The sequence below is a fragment of the Variovorax sp. UC74_104 genome (assembly GCF_044055375.1).
GTDB lineage: Bacteria > Pseudomonadota > Gammaproteobacteria > Burkholderiales > Burkholderiaceae_C > Variovorax.
In genome coordinates this window covers 485,377-500,213 of record NZ_CP171979.1, presented here as the reverse complement: position 1 = coordinate 500,213, position 14,837 = coordinate 485,377, and the positions used below count along the sequence as shown (strand labels likewise).

The 14,837-nt window shown below is 64.1% G+C and carries 16 protein-coding genes; 5 read left to right on the top strand and 11 right to left on the bottom strand.

The features are described 5' to 3' along the window. Window positions 1–28: 28 nt before the first annotated feature. From ACHMXA_RS33045 to ACHMXA_RS33035, 3 genes are all read right to left on the bottom strand, one after another. Complete coding sequence (locus ACHMXA_RS33045; RefSeq protein ID WP_395322675.1) at window positions 29–859, bottom strand: AraC family transcriptional regulator; 831 nt, start codon at window positions 857–859, stop codon at window positions 29–31. A gap of 123 nt (window positions 860–982) precedes the next feature. Continuing rightward, the gene (locus ACHMXA_RS33040) at window positions 983–2,197 is read right to left on the bottom strand and encodes an L-dopachrome tautomerase-related protein (protein WP_395322674.1); all 1,215 of its coding nucleotides are present in this window, start codon (window positions 2,195–2,197) and stop codon (window positions 983–985) included. A gap of 190 nt (window positions 2,198–2,387) precedes the next feature. Further along, window positions 2,388–3,092 carry a type 1 glutamine amidotransferase domain-containing protein gene (locus ACHMXA_RS33035; RefSeq protein WP_395321568.1) on the bottom strand — a complete coding sequence of 235 codons (705 nt, stop codon included), beginning with the start codon at window positions 3,090–3,092 and terminating at the stop codon, window positions 2,388–2,390. Window positions 3,093–3,212: 120 nt separating this feature from the next. Here ACHMXA_RS33035 and ACHMXA_RS33030 point away from each other — a divergent pair, with 120 nt between their 5' ends. After that, complete coding sequence (locus tag ACHMXA_RS33030) at window positions 3,213–4,130, top strand: LysR family transcriptional regulator (protein WP_395321566.1); 918 nt, start codon at window positions 3,213–3,215, stop codon at window positions 4,128–4,130. 27 nt (window positions 4,131–4,157) lie between these two features. Here the strand turns inward: ACHMXA_RS33030 and ACHMXA_RS33025 are convergent, their stop codons facing one another. Next, window positions 4,158–5,057: a hypothetical protein gene (locus tag ACHMXA_RS33025; RefSeq protein ID WP_395321565.1), complete on the bottom strand. Its 900-nt coding sequence runs from the start codon at window positions 5,055–5,057 to the stop codon at window positions 4,158–4,160. Between the two features lie 51 nt (window positions 5,058–5,108). Here ACHMXA_RS33025 and ACHMXA_RS33020 point away from each other — a divergent pair, with 51 nt between their 5' ends. Further along, a complete protein-coding gene (locus tag ACHMXA_RS33020; protein WP_395322672.1) occupies window positions 5,109–5,570 on the top strand; it encodes a tetratricopeptide repeat protein in 462 nt (153 codons plus the stop codon). Between the two features lie 51 nt (window positions 5,571–5,621). Here the strand turns inward: ACHMXA_RS33020 and ACHMXA_RS33015 are convergent, their stop codons facing one another. Genes ACHMXA_RS33015 through ACHMXA_RS32990 form a run of 6 tightly spaced genes read right to left on the bottom strand, consistent with a single transcriptional unit; the run spans window position 5,622 to window position 10,573 of the window. Then, a complete protein-coding gene (locus tag ACHMXA_RS33015) occupies window positions 5,622–6,350 on the bottom strand; it encodes an amino acid ABC transporter ATP-binding protein (protein WP_395321563.1) in 729 nt (242 codons plus the stop codon). Window positions 6,351–6,370: 20 nt separating this feature from the next. Next, a complete protein-coding gene (locus tag ACHMXA_RS33010; protein WP_395321561.1) occupies window positions 6,371–7,120 on the bottom strand; it encodes an amino acid ABC transporter permease in 750 nt (249 codons plus the stop codon). Between the two features lie 6 nt (window positions 7,121–7,126). Then, window positions 7,127–7,822: an amino acid ABC transporter permease gene (locus ACHMXA_RS33005; protein ID WP_176666489.1), complete on the bottom strand. Its 696-nt coding sequence runs from the start codon at window positions 7,820–7,822 to the stop codon at window positions 7,127–7,129. A gap of 25 nt (window positions 7,823–7,847) precedes the next feature. Then, window positions 7,848–8,669, bottom strand: coding sequence for an ABC transporter substrate-binding protein (locus ACHMXA_RS33000; RefSeq protein WP_395321558.1), 822 nt, complete (start codon window positions 8,667–8,669; stop codon window positions 7,848–7,850). After that, entirely contained in the window at window positions 8,662–9,906 is a 1,245-nt protein-coding gene (locus ACHMXA_RS32995) for an aminotransferase class I/II-fold pyridoxal phosphate-dependent enzyme (protein ID WP_395321557.1), read from the bottom strand. Before ACHMXA_RS32995 ends, ACHMXA_RS33000 begins: the two co-directional genes overlap by 8 nt. 13 nt (window positions 9,907–9,919) lie before the next feature. Beyond that, window positions 9,920–10,573 carry an RraA family protein gene (locus ACHMXA_RS32990; RefSeq protein ID WP_395321555.1) on the bottom strand — a complete coding sequence of 218 codons (654 nt, stop codon included), beginning with the start codon at window positions 10,571–10,573 and terminating at the stop codon, window positions 9,920–9,922. 92 nt (window positions 10,574–10,665) lie between these two features. Here ACHMXA_RS32990 and ACHMXA_RS32985 point away from each other — a divergent pair, with 92 nt between their 5' ends. The 3 genes from ACHMXA_RS32985 to ACHMXA_RS32975 all read left to right on the top strand — a co-directional run bounded on the left by ACHMXA_RS32985 (window position 10,666) and on the right by ACHMXA_RS32975 (window position 13,025). Next, window positions 10,666–11,601, top strand: coding sequence for a LysR family transcriptional regulator (locus ACHMXA_RS32985; protein ID WP_176666493.1), 936 nt, complete (start codon window positions 10,666–10,668; stop codon window positions 11,599–11,601). Between the two features lie 378 nt (window positions 11,602–11,979). Next, entirely contained in the window at window positions 11,980–12,522 is a 543-nt protein-coding gene (locus ACHMXA_RS32980; protein WP_395321552.1) for a DUF421 domain-containing protein, read from the top strand. A gap of 11 nt (window positions 12,523–12,533) precedes the next feature. Next, window positions 12,534–13,025, top strand: a complete 492-nt coding sequence (locus ACHMXA_RS32975) for a DUF421 domain-containing protein (RefSeq protein ID WP_395321550.1) — start codon at window positions 12,534–12,536, stop codon at window positions 13,023–13,025. A gap of 151 nt (window positions 13,026–13,176) precedes the next feature. Here the strand turns inward: ACHMXA_RS32975 and ACHMXA_RS32970 are convergent, their stop codons facing one another. Beyond that, window positions 13,177–14,712, bottom strand: coding sequence for a tannase/feruloyl esterase family alpha/beta hydrolase (locus ACHMXA_RS32970; protein WP_395321548.1), 1,536 nt, complete (start codon window positions 14,710–14,712; stop codon window positions 13,177–13,179). Between the last annotated feature and the right edge of the window lie 125 nt (window positions 14,713–14,837).

The following is a 14,837-nucleotide window of genomic DNA, read 5'->3' as shown; positions in this document are numbered from 1 at the left end:
AGCTGTATTGAACGTTCGTGGCCAATCGCTAAACGCCGCGCACGCTCGCCGCGATGCGCAACCACCGCCCGGGGGTCAGCCCGAATGTCTTTGCGAAGTGCCGTGTCATGTGGCTCTGGTCGGCGAACCCTGCCGCCGCCGCGGCGTCGGCCAGCGAGGTGCCGCGCACCAGCATGCAGCGCACCATGTCGAGCCGCCTCATGGTCTGAAAGCGGTAGGGACTTGTGCCGTAGAACATGCGAAAGTCGTGCGAAAGGCTCCAGCGATCACGTCCCGTGGCAGCTTCGAGGTCGTCCAGCGTGATGACCTGCGCCCGGTGCGCGTGCAGGTAGTCGTGTGCGCGCTGCGCGGCAAGAAAGTCGCCCTTCGGTCGTCGTGCGGGTGTACCCGCCACTGTTTCCAGGGCGAGCGCCAGTTCGGCAATTGCCTCGCTGTACTCGAGCGGTTCGAGCGGGGCTTCGACATCCTGCAGCAAGTTCCGGGTCGCGGCCGCAAGGCGCGAGTCGGTGGTCACGCCGCCTTCAATGAAGGGCAAGGCCCGCCCCTGGAGCACCGCTTGAAAGAGTGCGGGCTCGACGTAAATCATGCGGTACTGAAACCCTTCGTCAGTACCCGCTTGACCGTCGTGGGCCTCGTCGGGGTGCAGCACGATCGTGTGGCCCGGCAGGCTGTCGCGCCGGCTGCGCCGGTAGTTGAAGCTTTGGACGCCGGCCAGCGTACTGCCGACCGCGTACGTGTCGTGGCGGTGCATCGCGTACGCCTTGCCGTGAAAGCGCGCCTCGATGCGCTTCATTCCGTCGATGGGTTCGGTATGCCTCACCCACTCGACAGGTGCGGCGGGTGCTGGTGCGCGACTCATGGCCGGTATGGTATCGAACCACGCGGGCAGACGAGAAGGACAACCGTCGCTGCCGCAGCGATGCACGATGCGCCAGCGACCTTGCTGCTCATCCACATCCCCTGTTGCGCTGAGATCAGGCGCTCAGCGGAGCTTCGACTTGCGGTCGTTGAGTGGCAGGCGCCACAGGTCGTAGCGTTCGTCCCCGCTCTTGACCGAACCCGCAAAGTGGTTGTTCAAGGAACTGGACGTGAAGATCAGAGCTCCGCCAGGAAGGATCGCGGGGGTGTCTGGCCATTGCACACCGTCATCGGATGCAATCAGCGACATCGTCTTCGTGCGCGGTTCGTATTTCACGATGCCGTTGTGTGTGACGTCGGTGATGTAGAGCGCTCCCTTGGCGTCGGTCACGATCCCGTCGGTGTTGCCGCCCACTGCCCCCAGGTCCTGGATGGCTGCCGAGATTTGTTCATCGCTCGCATCGGCCCTGCGCAGGATTGCAGTCGGAACGGCACGTGCGCGGGTCCCTGTCGTCACGGTCCAGTACAGCGTGCGGCCATCAGGCGACAGCGCAATGCCGTTGATGCCGAGCAGCAGTGGATTGCCGGGCCACACTTCGGCGCCATGGGAAACGACCTTGACGCCAGGCTCGATCTGCAGGCTCGAATGCTTGTCGAGCACGCGTCGAGCCTTGCCCGAGGCGAAGTCCACCACGATCAAGCCCACCATGTTGGCGGGCGCGCTGCGCATGCCGCTGTCGGAGATATACGCGACGCGTCGGCGCTCATCGACCACGATGTCATTGAGGAAGCTGCCCTTGCGATCGGCCGCGCCGTCAAGGGCGATGCGCTTGACCGTCCGACCCGACTTCAGGTCGAGCACCAACACCTTCTGAGCACCTGCAGGTGCCTCGGTCTCCCCGGCGACGAAGCCCATGTCCAGCGCCCACAGCCAACCGTTCTTGCGATCGACATGGAAGCCCAGGACATTGCGCAGGCTTTGCTCCGGCGCGGCCGTGACCGCATTGCCTTGCACCGAGGGGAACGCGGTCAGCCGAGCCGGACCGGTTTGCGCGCGGGTGTCCAGCCTGCTGAGGGTTGCCGGGGCGCCGGCAGAAACGAGGCGCGGCGTGCTCACGTAGGCGGTGCCCCGTGCATCGAAATGCAGCCCGGCGATCGGTGCGCTGACGGAGCCGGCGAAGGGGGCCGGGTCCGCGCCGTCCTTCGACGGTTCCCAGCTGACGCCGGCATAGCTGCGCCAGCGTTCAAGGGGCGTGGTATTGGCGGCTTGCGCCGCCGCGCAGAGAGTGGCGAGCGCGGCCAGCGCGATGGAAGCCAGTTTGGGCATGTGAAGAGTCATGAGAAGCTCGAAACAGGAAGAAAAAAACCGACGGCAGCTCAGGCCACCCGGTGCATGCATCTGCAGCAATTCGAAGGCGCGGATCGGAGGCCCCGCCTTGGCGCGCAAGGCATCCAGAGTGCGGCGGCGAGGGACCACAGGTGCTTGTGCATGTGATTCATCGATTGCTTTCGGCCAGGTTGCGGCACGCTCAGCCCCGGCTCAGCAGCAGATCGCGCATGGCAGCGCCGACGCCGGCGGCCGACTGCGGGTTCTGCCCGGTGACGAGGCGGCCGTCGACGATGACCTTGGCCGTCCAATCGGGCGCCGGATGGTGGTGTGCACCGCGCTGCTCGAGCGTGCTGGCGAGCAGGAAGGGCACGACCTCGTCGAGTCGAACTGCGCGCTCCTCGTCATCGGTGAAGGCGCTGACGTTCTTGCCCGCGACCAGGTAGGTGCCGTTGCTCAGCTTCACGTTGACCAGTGCTGCGGGGCCGTGGCACACCGCACCGACCACGCCACCCGCTTCATAGATCTCGCGGGTGACGCGCGAGACATCGGCGCTGGCGGGGAAGTCCCACATCGCGCCGTGGCCGCCGGCAAAGAAGATGGCGCTGTATTTCGAGGCGTCGACGTCGCCCAGGCGCTGCGAATGGCTCAGGGTCTCGCGGAAGGCGAGATCCGCCCAGTAGCGAGCGTTGACCTCGTCCTGGAAGTCCAGTCCGTCGACCGGCGGGTCACCGCCCTGGATCGAAGCGAGTTCGCAGGGAATGCCGGCAGCTTCGAGTTCGGCCAGGGGATGGGTCAGTTCGCCGAGATAGAAGCCGGTCGGCTCACCCGTGGTGCCTTTGGTGCCGTGGCTTGTGAGGACCATGAGCACGGGCTTGAGCGAATGGGCCGTGGCAGTGGAAGTCATCGTGTTGCTCCTGTAGCGGGGAAGTGCAGAACCGCAGTGCTGCGATGACTTGAATGTATTGATTGCACCTTCGGGGATAAACTGGCATTAGGGGAAAATATTTGTTCTTGAAAGGACCAAATGAGTCGCAGATTTGATCACCTTGGTGACGTGGAGACCTTCGTCACGGTGGTCGAGAAGGGGTCGATGACCACGGCCGCGGTCGCGCTGGCCACGACACCGTCAGTGCTGAGCCGGGCGATCACGCGCCTCGAGGCCCGCTTGGGCGTGCAGTTGCTGCGACGCACCACCCGGCGCCTGAGCCTGACCGAGCAGGGGCGTCTGTACCTGGAGCAGGCGCGGGCGGCTTTCGCGCTGATCGACGATGCCGAGCGCACGATGCAGGGACAAGGCGATGAGTTGAAGGGCAGCGTGCGACTAAGTGCCCCCACCACCTATGCCCATCACCGGCTGCCTGGGCTGCTGCAGCGCTTCTCGGCTCAGCACCCGCAGGTGCGTATCGAGTTGAACATCGCCAACCGCAACGTGGATCTCGTGGCGGAAGGCTACGACCTGGCCATCCGCATGGGCAGCCTGCCCGACAGCGGGTTGGTCGCGCGCAAGCTCGAGGATGCAGCCATGTGCCTGATCGCTGCACCGAGCTATATCGCCCGTGCCGGTGCGCCCGCGGACATCGGCGACCTGGCGCGTCATCGCTGCCTGGCTTTCGTGATGCCCAGCACGGGGCGCGTCTCGCCCTGGATCCTGCGGGCGGATGGACGCGACATCGATTGGGTGCCGCGAGGCGGCTTGCAGGTCTCGGACGATGTACTGGGGGTGGTCACGCTTGCCCAGAGCGGCCTTGGCATCTGCCAGACCTATGACTTCATCGCGCAAGATCTCATTGCACAGGGACGAGCTGTCGAGGTGCTGACACAGGCACGTGGGCGTTCGCGGCCGTTTTCCGTGATCTACGCACCGCACCGGCGCCTGTCGTCGGCATCGAGAGCGCTGATCGATTCATTTGTCGCGACCGTGGTCGGAATGGATGACGAATGAAGATGCCTGACCTGAGTAAGCGCACTTTCAAATTTCGGGCCGCGGGTCCTTGTCCGTGATGGCGAGATTGATCGGAATCCGAATTTCGCGTGTGATGCTTCCAGGCATCTCGAACATCAGTGTGATGTGCCCCTTGACCCGTTCGAAGGGTTTGTCCAGCTTCACGTGGAAACCTCGTTGACTGCACAGGACATTGTCGTAGGTCCAGAGCGCGAAATCCTGCAGCGACGACGCCTTGCTGCCTTCCTTTACTTGCAGCCTCTCGTTCTTCTCATTGGTCAGCTCGTAGTCCTTGATCTTGTAGGTTACGAAGTCAGCGATGTCGTCGTTCGTATTGGCGATGTGGCCATTGCGCTTGTACTCGTCAAGTTTGGTTTTGGACAGCGGGTAGTAAGTCAACAAGTCGAACTCGCTCGCCGGCTTCTTCTTGATCAAGGTCAGATCGGAGTTGATGATCAACACATGGGCGCTGAGATGCGTGAGCAGCGCTCTCGCTTGATCCTCCGAGTACGGAGGTGCCGCGTGGGCGTGGCAGGCGAACAGGGCACAAAGAAATAGCTGCAGCAATTTTTTCATCGAAGGACGCATGTAAGGTGGATTGCAAGATATCAGGTCTTGACGACTCGTTTCCCGACCGGCTGCATGCATGAGGGAGAACTTGGCCTCGCCATTGTCAGCCTCTTCAAAGTCGCCCGACCGGTTGAATTCGTCGCCCGACGTCACCACTTCGGTCAACCATCGATTCCGACTTTTTGGGATTCCTTGCGTTGTGTGGCGATGGATCATGGGTTCCGGTCTCTCGAGCATGGGATTGCTTGAATTGCCGACCGCCAAGGTGTGGTTCTTGCTCTTGGCGCGGCGGTTTGCCTCGAGCGTTGCAACCCCCGTGCTTGGCACGCCGCGCATCTTTGCAAGTGCCAGAGGCACCCACTCATGATCCTAGTCAGCGGTTCAAACAGGCGCGACTCCGTGACCGCAATGCTGCAGGAAAACCTTTTCTATATTCTCTTGTCTTCAATGAAGCACATCGTCATTGCGTCGTTCGCGGTGTTGAGTACAGCATCATGTACCAACATTCCTCATTTCAACCGCCCGCCTCCACCAACAGGGATCAGGTATGACCCCAATGTCTTTGTTGCGGGCATTGCAACCATGTCGGATGCAGAGTTAGCGCGTCAAAAGGAGCTGGCGAACGCTGGCGACAAAAGAGCTGCCTTCAACGTCTACGGACACTATCGCTCTGCTCTGAATGATCAGACGAAGGCCATGGAGTGGCTTTTGATGGCCGCCGAACTCGGTCATGCTCCTGCGCAGTACAACTTGGGTCAGATCTATCTGCATGATGGCGATAAGCAGAGGGCCATCTACTGGACGAGACGGGCAAAGGACAGCGGATACCCCAATGCGCAAGCTACATTGGAGTCTCTGGAGACTCAATAGCTGATGTCCTTCTGGACAAGCCGACGTTGAAATGACTAGTGACCAAACACCCTAGTGCATTCGCAGATCCGACAGGAACCTCCTCGCCCGCTCGCTCTGTGGATTGGCGAAGAACGCTTCCGGCGAGCCGGTCTCGACGATGCCGCCGTGGTCCATGAACCAGACGCGGTCGGCCACCTCGCGGGCGAAGCCCATCTCGTGCGTCACGCACATCATCGTCATGCCTTCGCGCGCGAGCGACTTCATCACCTGAAGCACCTCTCCGACCATTTCCGGGTCGAGCGCGCTCGTCGGCTCGTCGAACAGCATGGCCGGCGGGTCCATGGCCAGCGCGCGTGCGATCGCCACCCGCTGCTGCTGGCCACCTGACAACTGGCCCGGATAGGCATCGGCCTTGTTCGCCAGGCCCACGCGCGCCAACAACTCCTCGGCGCGATCGCGGGCCTCGCCCCGGCTGCGGCCGAGCACACTGGTGGGTGCCAGCATGATGTTCTGAGCTACTGAAAGATGCGGAAACAGGTTGAAGTTCTGGAAGACGAATCCGACCTGGCTGCGGAACTTGTTGACGTCCACCGACTTCGCGTGGATGTCGCGGCCATCGAAACGGATGCAGCCCTGCTGGATCTCCTCCAGCCTGTTCACGGTGCGAATCAGCGTGGACTTGCCGGAACCGGAAGGGCCGCAGACGACCACCACCTCACCGCGGGCGACTTCCGCCGTCACGTGCTGCAGCGCATGGTATTCGCCGTACCACTTGTCGACGGCCTCGAAGGCAATCATGGGAGAGGTGTTCATGGGGTTCACTCGGCAGGAACTGGAACGGGGTGGGCGGGCCGGAAGGCCGACACGGCAGGCGGGCCGGCGCGCCGGGTCGCGATGCGCCGCTCGAGGTGCCGCGCCAGCTGCGTCAGCGAGAAGCACAGGATGAAATAGATGACGGCAAGCAGCACGAACACCTGGAATGGCTTGGTCATCAGCGCGCTGTTGACCTGGTTGGCAGCGAACGTGAGCTCGTTGACGGTGATCACGTAGCCGAGCGAAGTTTCCTTGATGGTGGAGACGAACTGGCCCAGCATCGCAGGGATCATGTTGTAGAGCGCCTGCGGCAGGATCACCAGCCGCATCGCCTGCATGTGGCTCAGGCCCACGGCGCGCGCGCCTTCCATCTGGCCCTTCGACAGCCCTTCGATGCCGCCACGTACGACTTCCGACAGGTAGGCCGCCTCGTAGATCACGAGCGTGGCCAGCATGGTGGCGAAACCGCCCACCGGCCGCCCGATCAGCATCGGCAGGAAGAAGTAGACCCAGAAGATGAACATCAGCAGCGGCACGCCGCGCACCACGTAGACGAGCACCGTGGCAGGCCAGCGCAGCACGGCAAAGGGGCTGATGCGCGCCAGCGCGAGCAGCACCCCGAGCGGAAAGGCCAGCGCGATGCCGAGCACCGCGAGCGCGAACGTGATCGCGAGCCCGCCGAGCGGACCGTTCGGATACTGCCCGACCAGCAGCAGCATGCCGTGGTCGCGCAGGATGGCCAGAAAATCGTTCATGCCTTGTTACCTCGTCGGAATGCGCAGGCGGCGCTCGGCCAGGCTGCCGCCGGCCATGATCAGGAACGAGAACCCGAGGTACACGAGGGTCGTGAAGAGGTACACCTCTACGGTCCGGAACGACTGGCTCTCGATGTCGCGGGTGACGTAAGTGAGCTCCGCGACGCCGACCGCCATGGCGAGGCTGGAGTTCTTGAACAGCAGCACCGTATGGTTGACGAAGGTGGGCAGCGCGATCCGGACTGCCTGCGGCAGCACGACCTGGCGCAGCGACTGCAAGTAGGTGAGCCCGAGAGCCCGGGCAGCCTCCAGCTGCGATTTGGGGATCGAACGGATGCCGCCGCGCAGTCCTTCGGACATGTAGGCCGCCATGGCCAGGGCGATTGCGAGGAAGGCGAAGAAGAACTCGCTTCCCTGCCGGTTGATCCATTGCTGCCAATCGCCCGGCAGCAGGGTCGGGATGCCGAAATACCAAAGGAAAAGCTGCACCAGCATCGGAACGTTCTGGTGGTACTCGACGTAGCCCGCCACGAAGCCTTGCGCTGCGCGGTTCGGCGCCATCCGCAGCAGGGCGAGCAGCGTGCCGAGTACGACGGCCAGCAGCCAGGCCGCCGCCGTGAGCTCGAACGTGGTGGCGAGTCCCTTCGCGATCAACTGCGGGTTGTCGCCCCGCAACAGCACGGAAAAGTCGATGGGGTTCACGGCAACTCGCCTTGCAGTGGATGCGTCAGCCCTTGATGGGAGCGCTCTGGAAGCCGCGTTTCAGCTTGTAGGGCGTGCCGGTCCCGAGCCACTTGTCGAAGATCCTCGCAGCTTCGCCGGACTTCTCCATGCTCTCCAGCACCCCGTTCACGTGCTTGATCAGAGCCGTCTCGTTCTTGCGCATGCCGATGCCCCAGCTCTCGTTCAGCAGTGCCGGCTCCAGGATGTCGATCGGGGCACTGGCCTCGACCTCCGTTTTCCATTTGACCAGCACCAGCTCCGACGCCACGGCAGCATCCGCTTTTCCCTGCTGCAGCGCGAGAAAGATCGACGGCGGATCCTGGTACGTGATGACCTGGACGTCGGGAATGGCCTTGCGCGCCGCGGCCTCCGAGGTCGAGCCTTTGGCGGTGGCCACCCGCTTGCCCGACAGGTTGTTCACCGCCGCGAATTTGTCTGCGCGCCGGGTGGCGGCCTTGGTCAGGCTCACGTAGTAGCTGTCGCTGAAGGCGATCTGCTCCGCGCGTTCGGCGGTCCAGCCCAAGTTGGCCGCCAGCACGTCGACGCGGCCCTGCTGCAATTCGGGGATGCGCGCAGGAACGGCCACGAGCTTCAGCTCCAGCTTCACACCGAGACTCCTTGCGATGGCACCGCAGAAATCGACGTCGTACCCTTGGGTCTCCCGCGTCTGGGGATTGGCAAAGCTGAAGGGCTCCGCGATGCCGAGCGTGCCGCACACGAGGGTGCCGCGCTTCTTGATGTCCTCCAACTGGTCGGCGTGGGTCGCCGCGGCGCCCAGAGTGAGGCCGGCGAGCAAGGGCAGGGCGAGCGGCAAGAACTTAGGCATGGTCGTTTTCCTTGGGCGAAGAAGCGGTGGCGGGTTGCAGCAGGTCGACGGCGCGAGCGATCGCGGCGCAGCCCGCCTCGATCTGCGCGGTGGACGTGGCGAAGGACATCCGCAGGTATCCGGGCATGCCGTACGAGCTGCCGTCGATGGTGGCGACCTGCGCCTCGTCCAGGAGGTACATCATGACGTCGAGGTCGCTCGCGAGCACTTTGCCTTCCGGCGTGCGGGCACCGAGCAGGCCCTCGACACTGGGAAACACATAGAAGGCACCGTCGGGCGACAGGCACCGCAGACCCGGCACTTGGCGCAGCAGCCCGACCATCCTGTCGCGCCGCTGCTCGAACACCTCGGATGCGATGTTGACGCAGGTCTGGTCGCCCTGCAGCGCCGTCGATGCCGCGGCCTGTGCCACGCTGCTCGCGCAGCTTGTGCTTTGCGACAGCAGCAGCGCGATCGCCCTGACCAGGGGAAGGGGGCCTGCGCCGTAGCCGATGCGCCAGCCTGTCATGGCATAGGCCTTCGACATCCCGTTCACGATGAGCGTTCGGTCCTGCAGTTCCGGCGCCACCGCAAGGATGGACACATGGCGGGCTTCGCCAAACACGAAGTGCTCATAGATTTCGTCGGTGAGCAGCCAGACCTGCGGATGCCGTGCGAGCACACCGGCCAGCGCTTCGAGTTCTTCGCGCGAATACACCGCGCCGCTCGGGTTGTTGGGCGAATTGAGGATGAGCCAGCGTGTTCGCGGCGTGATGGCCTGTTCGAGGGCCTCGGCACCGAGCTTGAACCTCTGTTCCTCGCCGCAGCGCACCACCACGGGCTCGGCCCCGTGCAGCACGACCATGTCGGGATACGACACCCAGTACGGCGCGGGCACGATCACTTCATCGCCGGGATTCAGCGTCGCGGCCAACGCCTCGAAGATGATCTGCTTGGCCCCGCTGCCCACCACGATCTGTTCGGGCGCATACGCCAGGCCGTTTTCGCGGTCGAACTTCGCGGCAATCGCCTGGCGCAGCGCCGGGGTGCCGGCCGTGGCGGTGTAGCGGGTCTGGCCGCCGAGCAGGGCTTCGATGCCCGCCTGCACGATGTGCGGCGGCGTGGGGAAGTCCGGCTCGCCGATGGTGAAATCGACAACAGGGCGACCGGCAGCGCGAAGGCTGTCGACGCGCTGCTTCGCAGCCATGCTGGCGGACGGCTTCATGGCGTCGAGGCGATGGGCAAGGAGTTGGGTCATGGTGGCTCCCTCCCTACAGCCCGATGGCCGTCAACCAGCTCTGCGCGACGCGGCCGGTGGCGATCTCCTGCTGGATCGCCGCTTCCTTGGCCGCGCTGAGGCGCGCGGCCTCCAGCAGGCGGGAGGCTTGCGCGGCAGGAAAACTGACAACGCCGTCCTCGTCGCCAACCACGATGTCACCGGGATGCACGACCTGACCACCGACGGTGACCGGGACGTTGATCGACCCCGGGCCGTTCTTGTAAGGACCGCGATGCGTGACGCCCCGTGCGTAGCAGGGGAAGTCCCGCTCCCGGAAGGCCGAGCTGTCGCGGATCGCGCCGTCGATGACGAAGCCGGCGCAGCCGCGCAGCAGCGCGTACTGCAGGAGCAACTCGCCGACCAGGGCATTGTTCAGGTCGCCACCCCCATCGACCACCAGCACGTGGCCGGGCTGCATGTCCATCACCGCCTTGTAGATGGCGAAGTTGTCGCCGGGACGCGTCTTGACGGTCACGGCGGTGCCGACGAGCTTGCGGTTCCCATGGAACCGGTGTAGGCCGACGATGCCGGCAAGGCGGGCCAGGTTGTCGCTCAGGTGCGGCGTGACGACGCCGCGGAATGCGTCTACCAGAGCGGAAGGTGCGAGCGGCGGGGCGGGGTGGATGATCAGGTCGGAGGCAGGCATGAGGCGAATTCTGGACAGTCGAAAGAGCAAATAAAAGCGATATTTGCGATTCAATTAGCATCACTTTTTTTCTAACCCCGAGGGCGGCACCGATGGTGACTTTCAAGCAGCTGGAGGCGATCTACTGGGTGGTGCGACTGGGCGGCTTTTCGGGTGCGTCGCAGAAGTTGCACACGACCCAGTCGGCCGTGTCGAAGCGCGTGCAGGAACTCGAGGCGCTCTTCCACGCGCCGCTGTTCGATCGTTCGTTGCGCACGGCGCGCCTGACATCCAAGGGCGAGGAAGTCTTCGCCTTGGCCGACCGCCTGCTGCAGGGGCGCGAAGAGCTGATGCGAGGCGCGCTCGAGTCCGGTGAGCCCGAGCGGCGCTTGCGTATCGGCGTGACCGAAGTGACGGCCATGACCTGGCTGCCGCGCTTCGTGGAGCGCATTTACCAAGCCCATCCCGGCGTCATCATCGATCCCGAGGTGGACACCGGCTCTCGGCTGCGCGACAAGCTGCTGGCCAGTGAAATCGACCTGATGATCGTCGCCGACACGTTCCGCGAAGAACGATTCAAGGTGTCGCCAGTCGGCAAGCTTCGGTTGCGCTGGATGTGCAAGCCGGGACTGGTGGCCCATGGGGGCAAGCCGCTGAAAGTGCAGGCGATGGCGGACTACCGCATCCTGACGCAAGGCCCGCAGTCCGGCACCGGCATCCTGTTCCATGACTGGTTCCAGTCGCACGGGCTCAAGGCGGCAGACCTGGTGGTGAGCAACAGCCTGATCGCGCTGATCGGGCTCACCGTCTCCGGCTTCGGCGTGAGCTACCTTCCGCCCGCCGCCGTGCAGAACCTCGTGGGGCAGGGATTGCTGGAGGTGCTGCAAGTGCGCCCCGCGTTGCCCGACGCGCCCTACGCTGCGGTGATCCGGCGCGACCAGCGGAGTTCACTGATGGCCTCGGTGCTCCGACTGGCGCAGGAGACTTGCGATTTCACCCGCCTCTACCAGACGGCGACGGCAGTCGGTCGTCGGTCCAGTCTCAGCTAAGAGGGCAACCTGAGGCCGTATGCATGAACCACGACATGTCGGATGACTTCCTGGTGTCAGGCTCTTGGGTTGCCCGATCACGCGTGGGGCAGGCGGGTCGGAAGAGACCTGACTGCCCTGGACCTGCGGCGCGAACCGGTGTCTCTCCTTTTCATCGTGAGAGCAACGGGTCTGTGCAGGCCACCGTCCGTGGCCCCGACGTCACGGCTAGCCCGCCATCCAACTGATATGTGAACCCGGTAGATCCCGTGGTTCCTGCTCGTTGGTCCGCATCTGCGGCGCCTACAAGCCGCTGAAGCACTCTCTGACATGGCACCACCGCATTTCGCCCTAAGTTGGGCGTCGGTCGATTTTCAAGTTCCAGGAATTCATACAACCATGAGCGAGGTCGCCGAACTTTTCGCCCGCGAGTTTCCCGTGTGGCACATGGTGGTGCGCGGCACGCTCGTGTACTGGTTTCTGCTCCTCGTGTTTCGCTTCGTGTTGCGGCGCGACATCGGCTCGATGGGCGTGGCCGATCTGCTTTTCGTGGTGCTGGTCGCCGATGCATCGAGCAATGCGATGCAGGGTGAATACAAGTCCCTCGACGACGGCTTCGTGTTGCTCGCTACCCTGGTTGCGTGGAACTTTGCGCTCGACTGGCTCAGCTTTCATTTCGAGCCCGTTGTGCGCTTCCTGGAGCCTCGCCCCGAGGTGCTCATTCGAAATGGCCGCCTGAACCGACGCGCGCTCAGGCGCGAAATGATCACGACGGACGAATTGAGGGGCAAGCTGCGAGAGCAAGGTGTGGCTGATTTCTCGGAGGTGCGCGTCGCGCGGCTGGAGAGCGACGGGACGCTCAGTGTGTTCAAGAAGGAGAAGAGCGAGCAAGCCTCCGAGCAGCACCAGCCACCCGAAACCTCCAAGCCGCCAGCCCAATGATGGCAAAGCCGATGCAGTTCATCGACTGGCTCTTCGGCGAAGGGTCGGAACTCGCTGCCTGGCAGATGGGCGCACGGGCGCTGGTGGTCTTCTTCCTCGCGCTGGCGATGATCCGCGCATCGGGGCGCCGCTCGTTCGGGCAGCAGAGTCCGTTCGACACCTGCATCACGGTACTGCTCGGCGCGGTACTGAGCCGCGCGGTGGTCGGTGCCTCTCCCTTCTGGAGCACCATGGCGGCCGGCGTTGCGCTCGTCGTCACGCACCGACTGGTCGCCCTGGTCAGCATGCGTTGGCAAGGCTTCGAAGACCTGATCAACGGCCACGAAATCACGCTGGTGCGCGACGGCCGGATGGACGAGGACGCCATGCGTCACGCACTGGTGTCCCGCAAGGACCTCGACGAAGCTCTGCGCCAGCAGGCCGGCGGCGTGCGGCTGGACGAGGTGGAGCGCGCAGTGCTCGAACGCGACGGCAAGCTGAGCATCATCAGGCGGCGGTCCTGACAGACCCTCTTTTGTCTGCCCGCCCCTTCTTTCTCCGCTGGCGCGCAGTGCCGTGAATGTCGCGGCAGTCTGGTACTTCGCCGTGAACCGGCCGCAGGAGGTGGCGACCGGACACGCGGGAAAGGAGGGCGAACTCAGCAGACGAAGACGCTCAAGAGCTCTGGCAGCTGTAGCTGTCCGCCGAATTCACGTCGCCGCTACCCTTGTATTTCGGGAAGGTCGGGTACTTGCACAGGGGGCGCGCGAGTACCGGCGTCTTGGTCGTCGAATCCAGCTTCGTCGCCACGATGTTTTGCATGGAGGGCTTGGCGCCACCCTCTCGCCACTTCGCGACTGCGTCCACCAGGTCGACGGTGTCAGGACCGACACCGCCGGCGCAATGCTGAACGCCCGGCTGGAGGAAGAATTCCATCGAGGCATCCCGCGTGGACGCGCTGCCGACCGTGGTCGCTACATCGCTGAAGTACTTGATCGAGCCCTTGTAGCTGATGGCCCAGTCGTTCGTTCCGTGGGCGAGGATCATCTTGCCGCCCTGGCCGAAGAAGGAGCGAAGGTCCGGCGTCGCATCGAGCGTGGTGGCCGCGAGCCGCAGCCCCGCCGAGTAGAACTCCGGATCGAAGCCCAGCACGTCGGAGGCCGGATCGCCCGTGACCCAGTACTTCACGAGGCCGCTCCCGAACTGGAACTGGAGGCCGGTGCCGCCGATGGCGGAGCCTGTCACCCACAGGGGCCAGCCTTGGTCTTCGCCGCCAGGTCCCCAGCCGGGGTAGACGGTTGTCCCGTCCTTGCGCTTGAGTTCGGAGTAGATCGTGTTGGCAGTCGCGATCTGCGCGTCGGTCAGGCATGTGTCGGCATCGCCTGCGGTGCAGCGCAACGCCACCGGGTTGAACGTGCACGCTTCCTGGTTGCTCACGATGCCGTCGGACACACCGTCCAGGGCGTCGCACTGCGTGGTGACGGCCTTGCCGATGAGCGAGACCTTCGCATCGTTCAATTGCCCGCCCGGCGCGGCGAGCGCCTTTCCGTTCGCCACAAAGGCCTGGAACAACTCGGTGAAGGAGTAGGCCGGCGCACGCACGACGATGCCGTCGAAGTCGTTCGGGAAGCGCGTGGCCTGGATCAATGCCTCCCTGCCGCCGTTGGAGCAGCCCTCGAAATAGCTGAACTCGGCATCCGAGCCATAGCGTTTGCGAACGATCTCCTTGGTGACCTCATGGACCGAATGGATCGAGAGATAGCCGAAGTCCGCCTGGGCCGTGGGATTGTTCAGGAAGGCCGAAGCGTCCAGGGCATTTCCCTGGCGCCCGCCATCCGAGGCCACGAGTACGTAACCCGCAGTTGCACCGCTTGGCGAGACGGGCGTGATGTTGATGCTGCCGTCCCAACCGCCGCCGCCGGCATACAGGAGCTTGTTGTTCCACACGGTAGGCAGATGCACTTCGAAATTGAGCGTGCCATGAAGGGTGCCCGTGACCTTGCAGTACTCCGCGGCTCCTGCTGCAGCCGGGACGAGTGTCGCCTCTTTGAGCGCTGCGCCGGCAAGCGAAGCGCCGGCGAAGATCGCGCACTTCTCCTGCGTTGTCGCAACCGGTGCCGGTGGCGGTGTTTGCGTTGGCGCCGGCGGCGGGAACAGCACCGGCCAGCCGCCTGCGCCGTCACCTCCGCCGCCGCAGGCGGTCAGCAGCATGGGAATGCTCAGCAGCGCGTAGCCTGCCATCGAGAGAGGGTTTCTCATGATTTGTCTCCTGTTCGTACTGCCACATAAACTCAGACGACTCAGGCCATCGCCTGCGCAGCGCATGCTAGGCACTA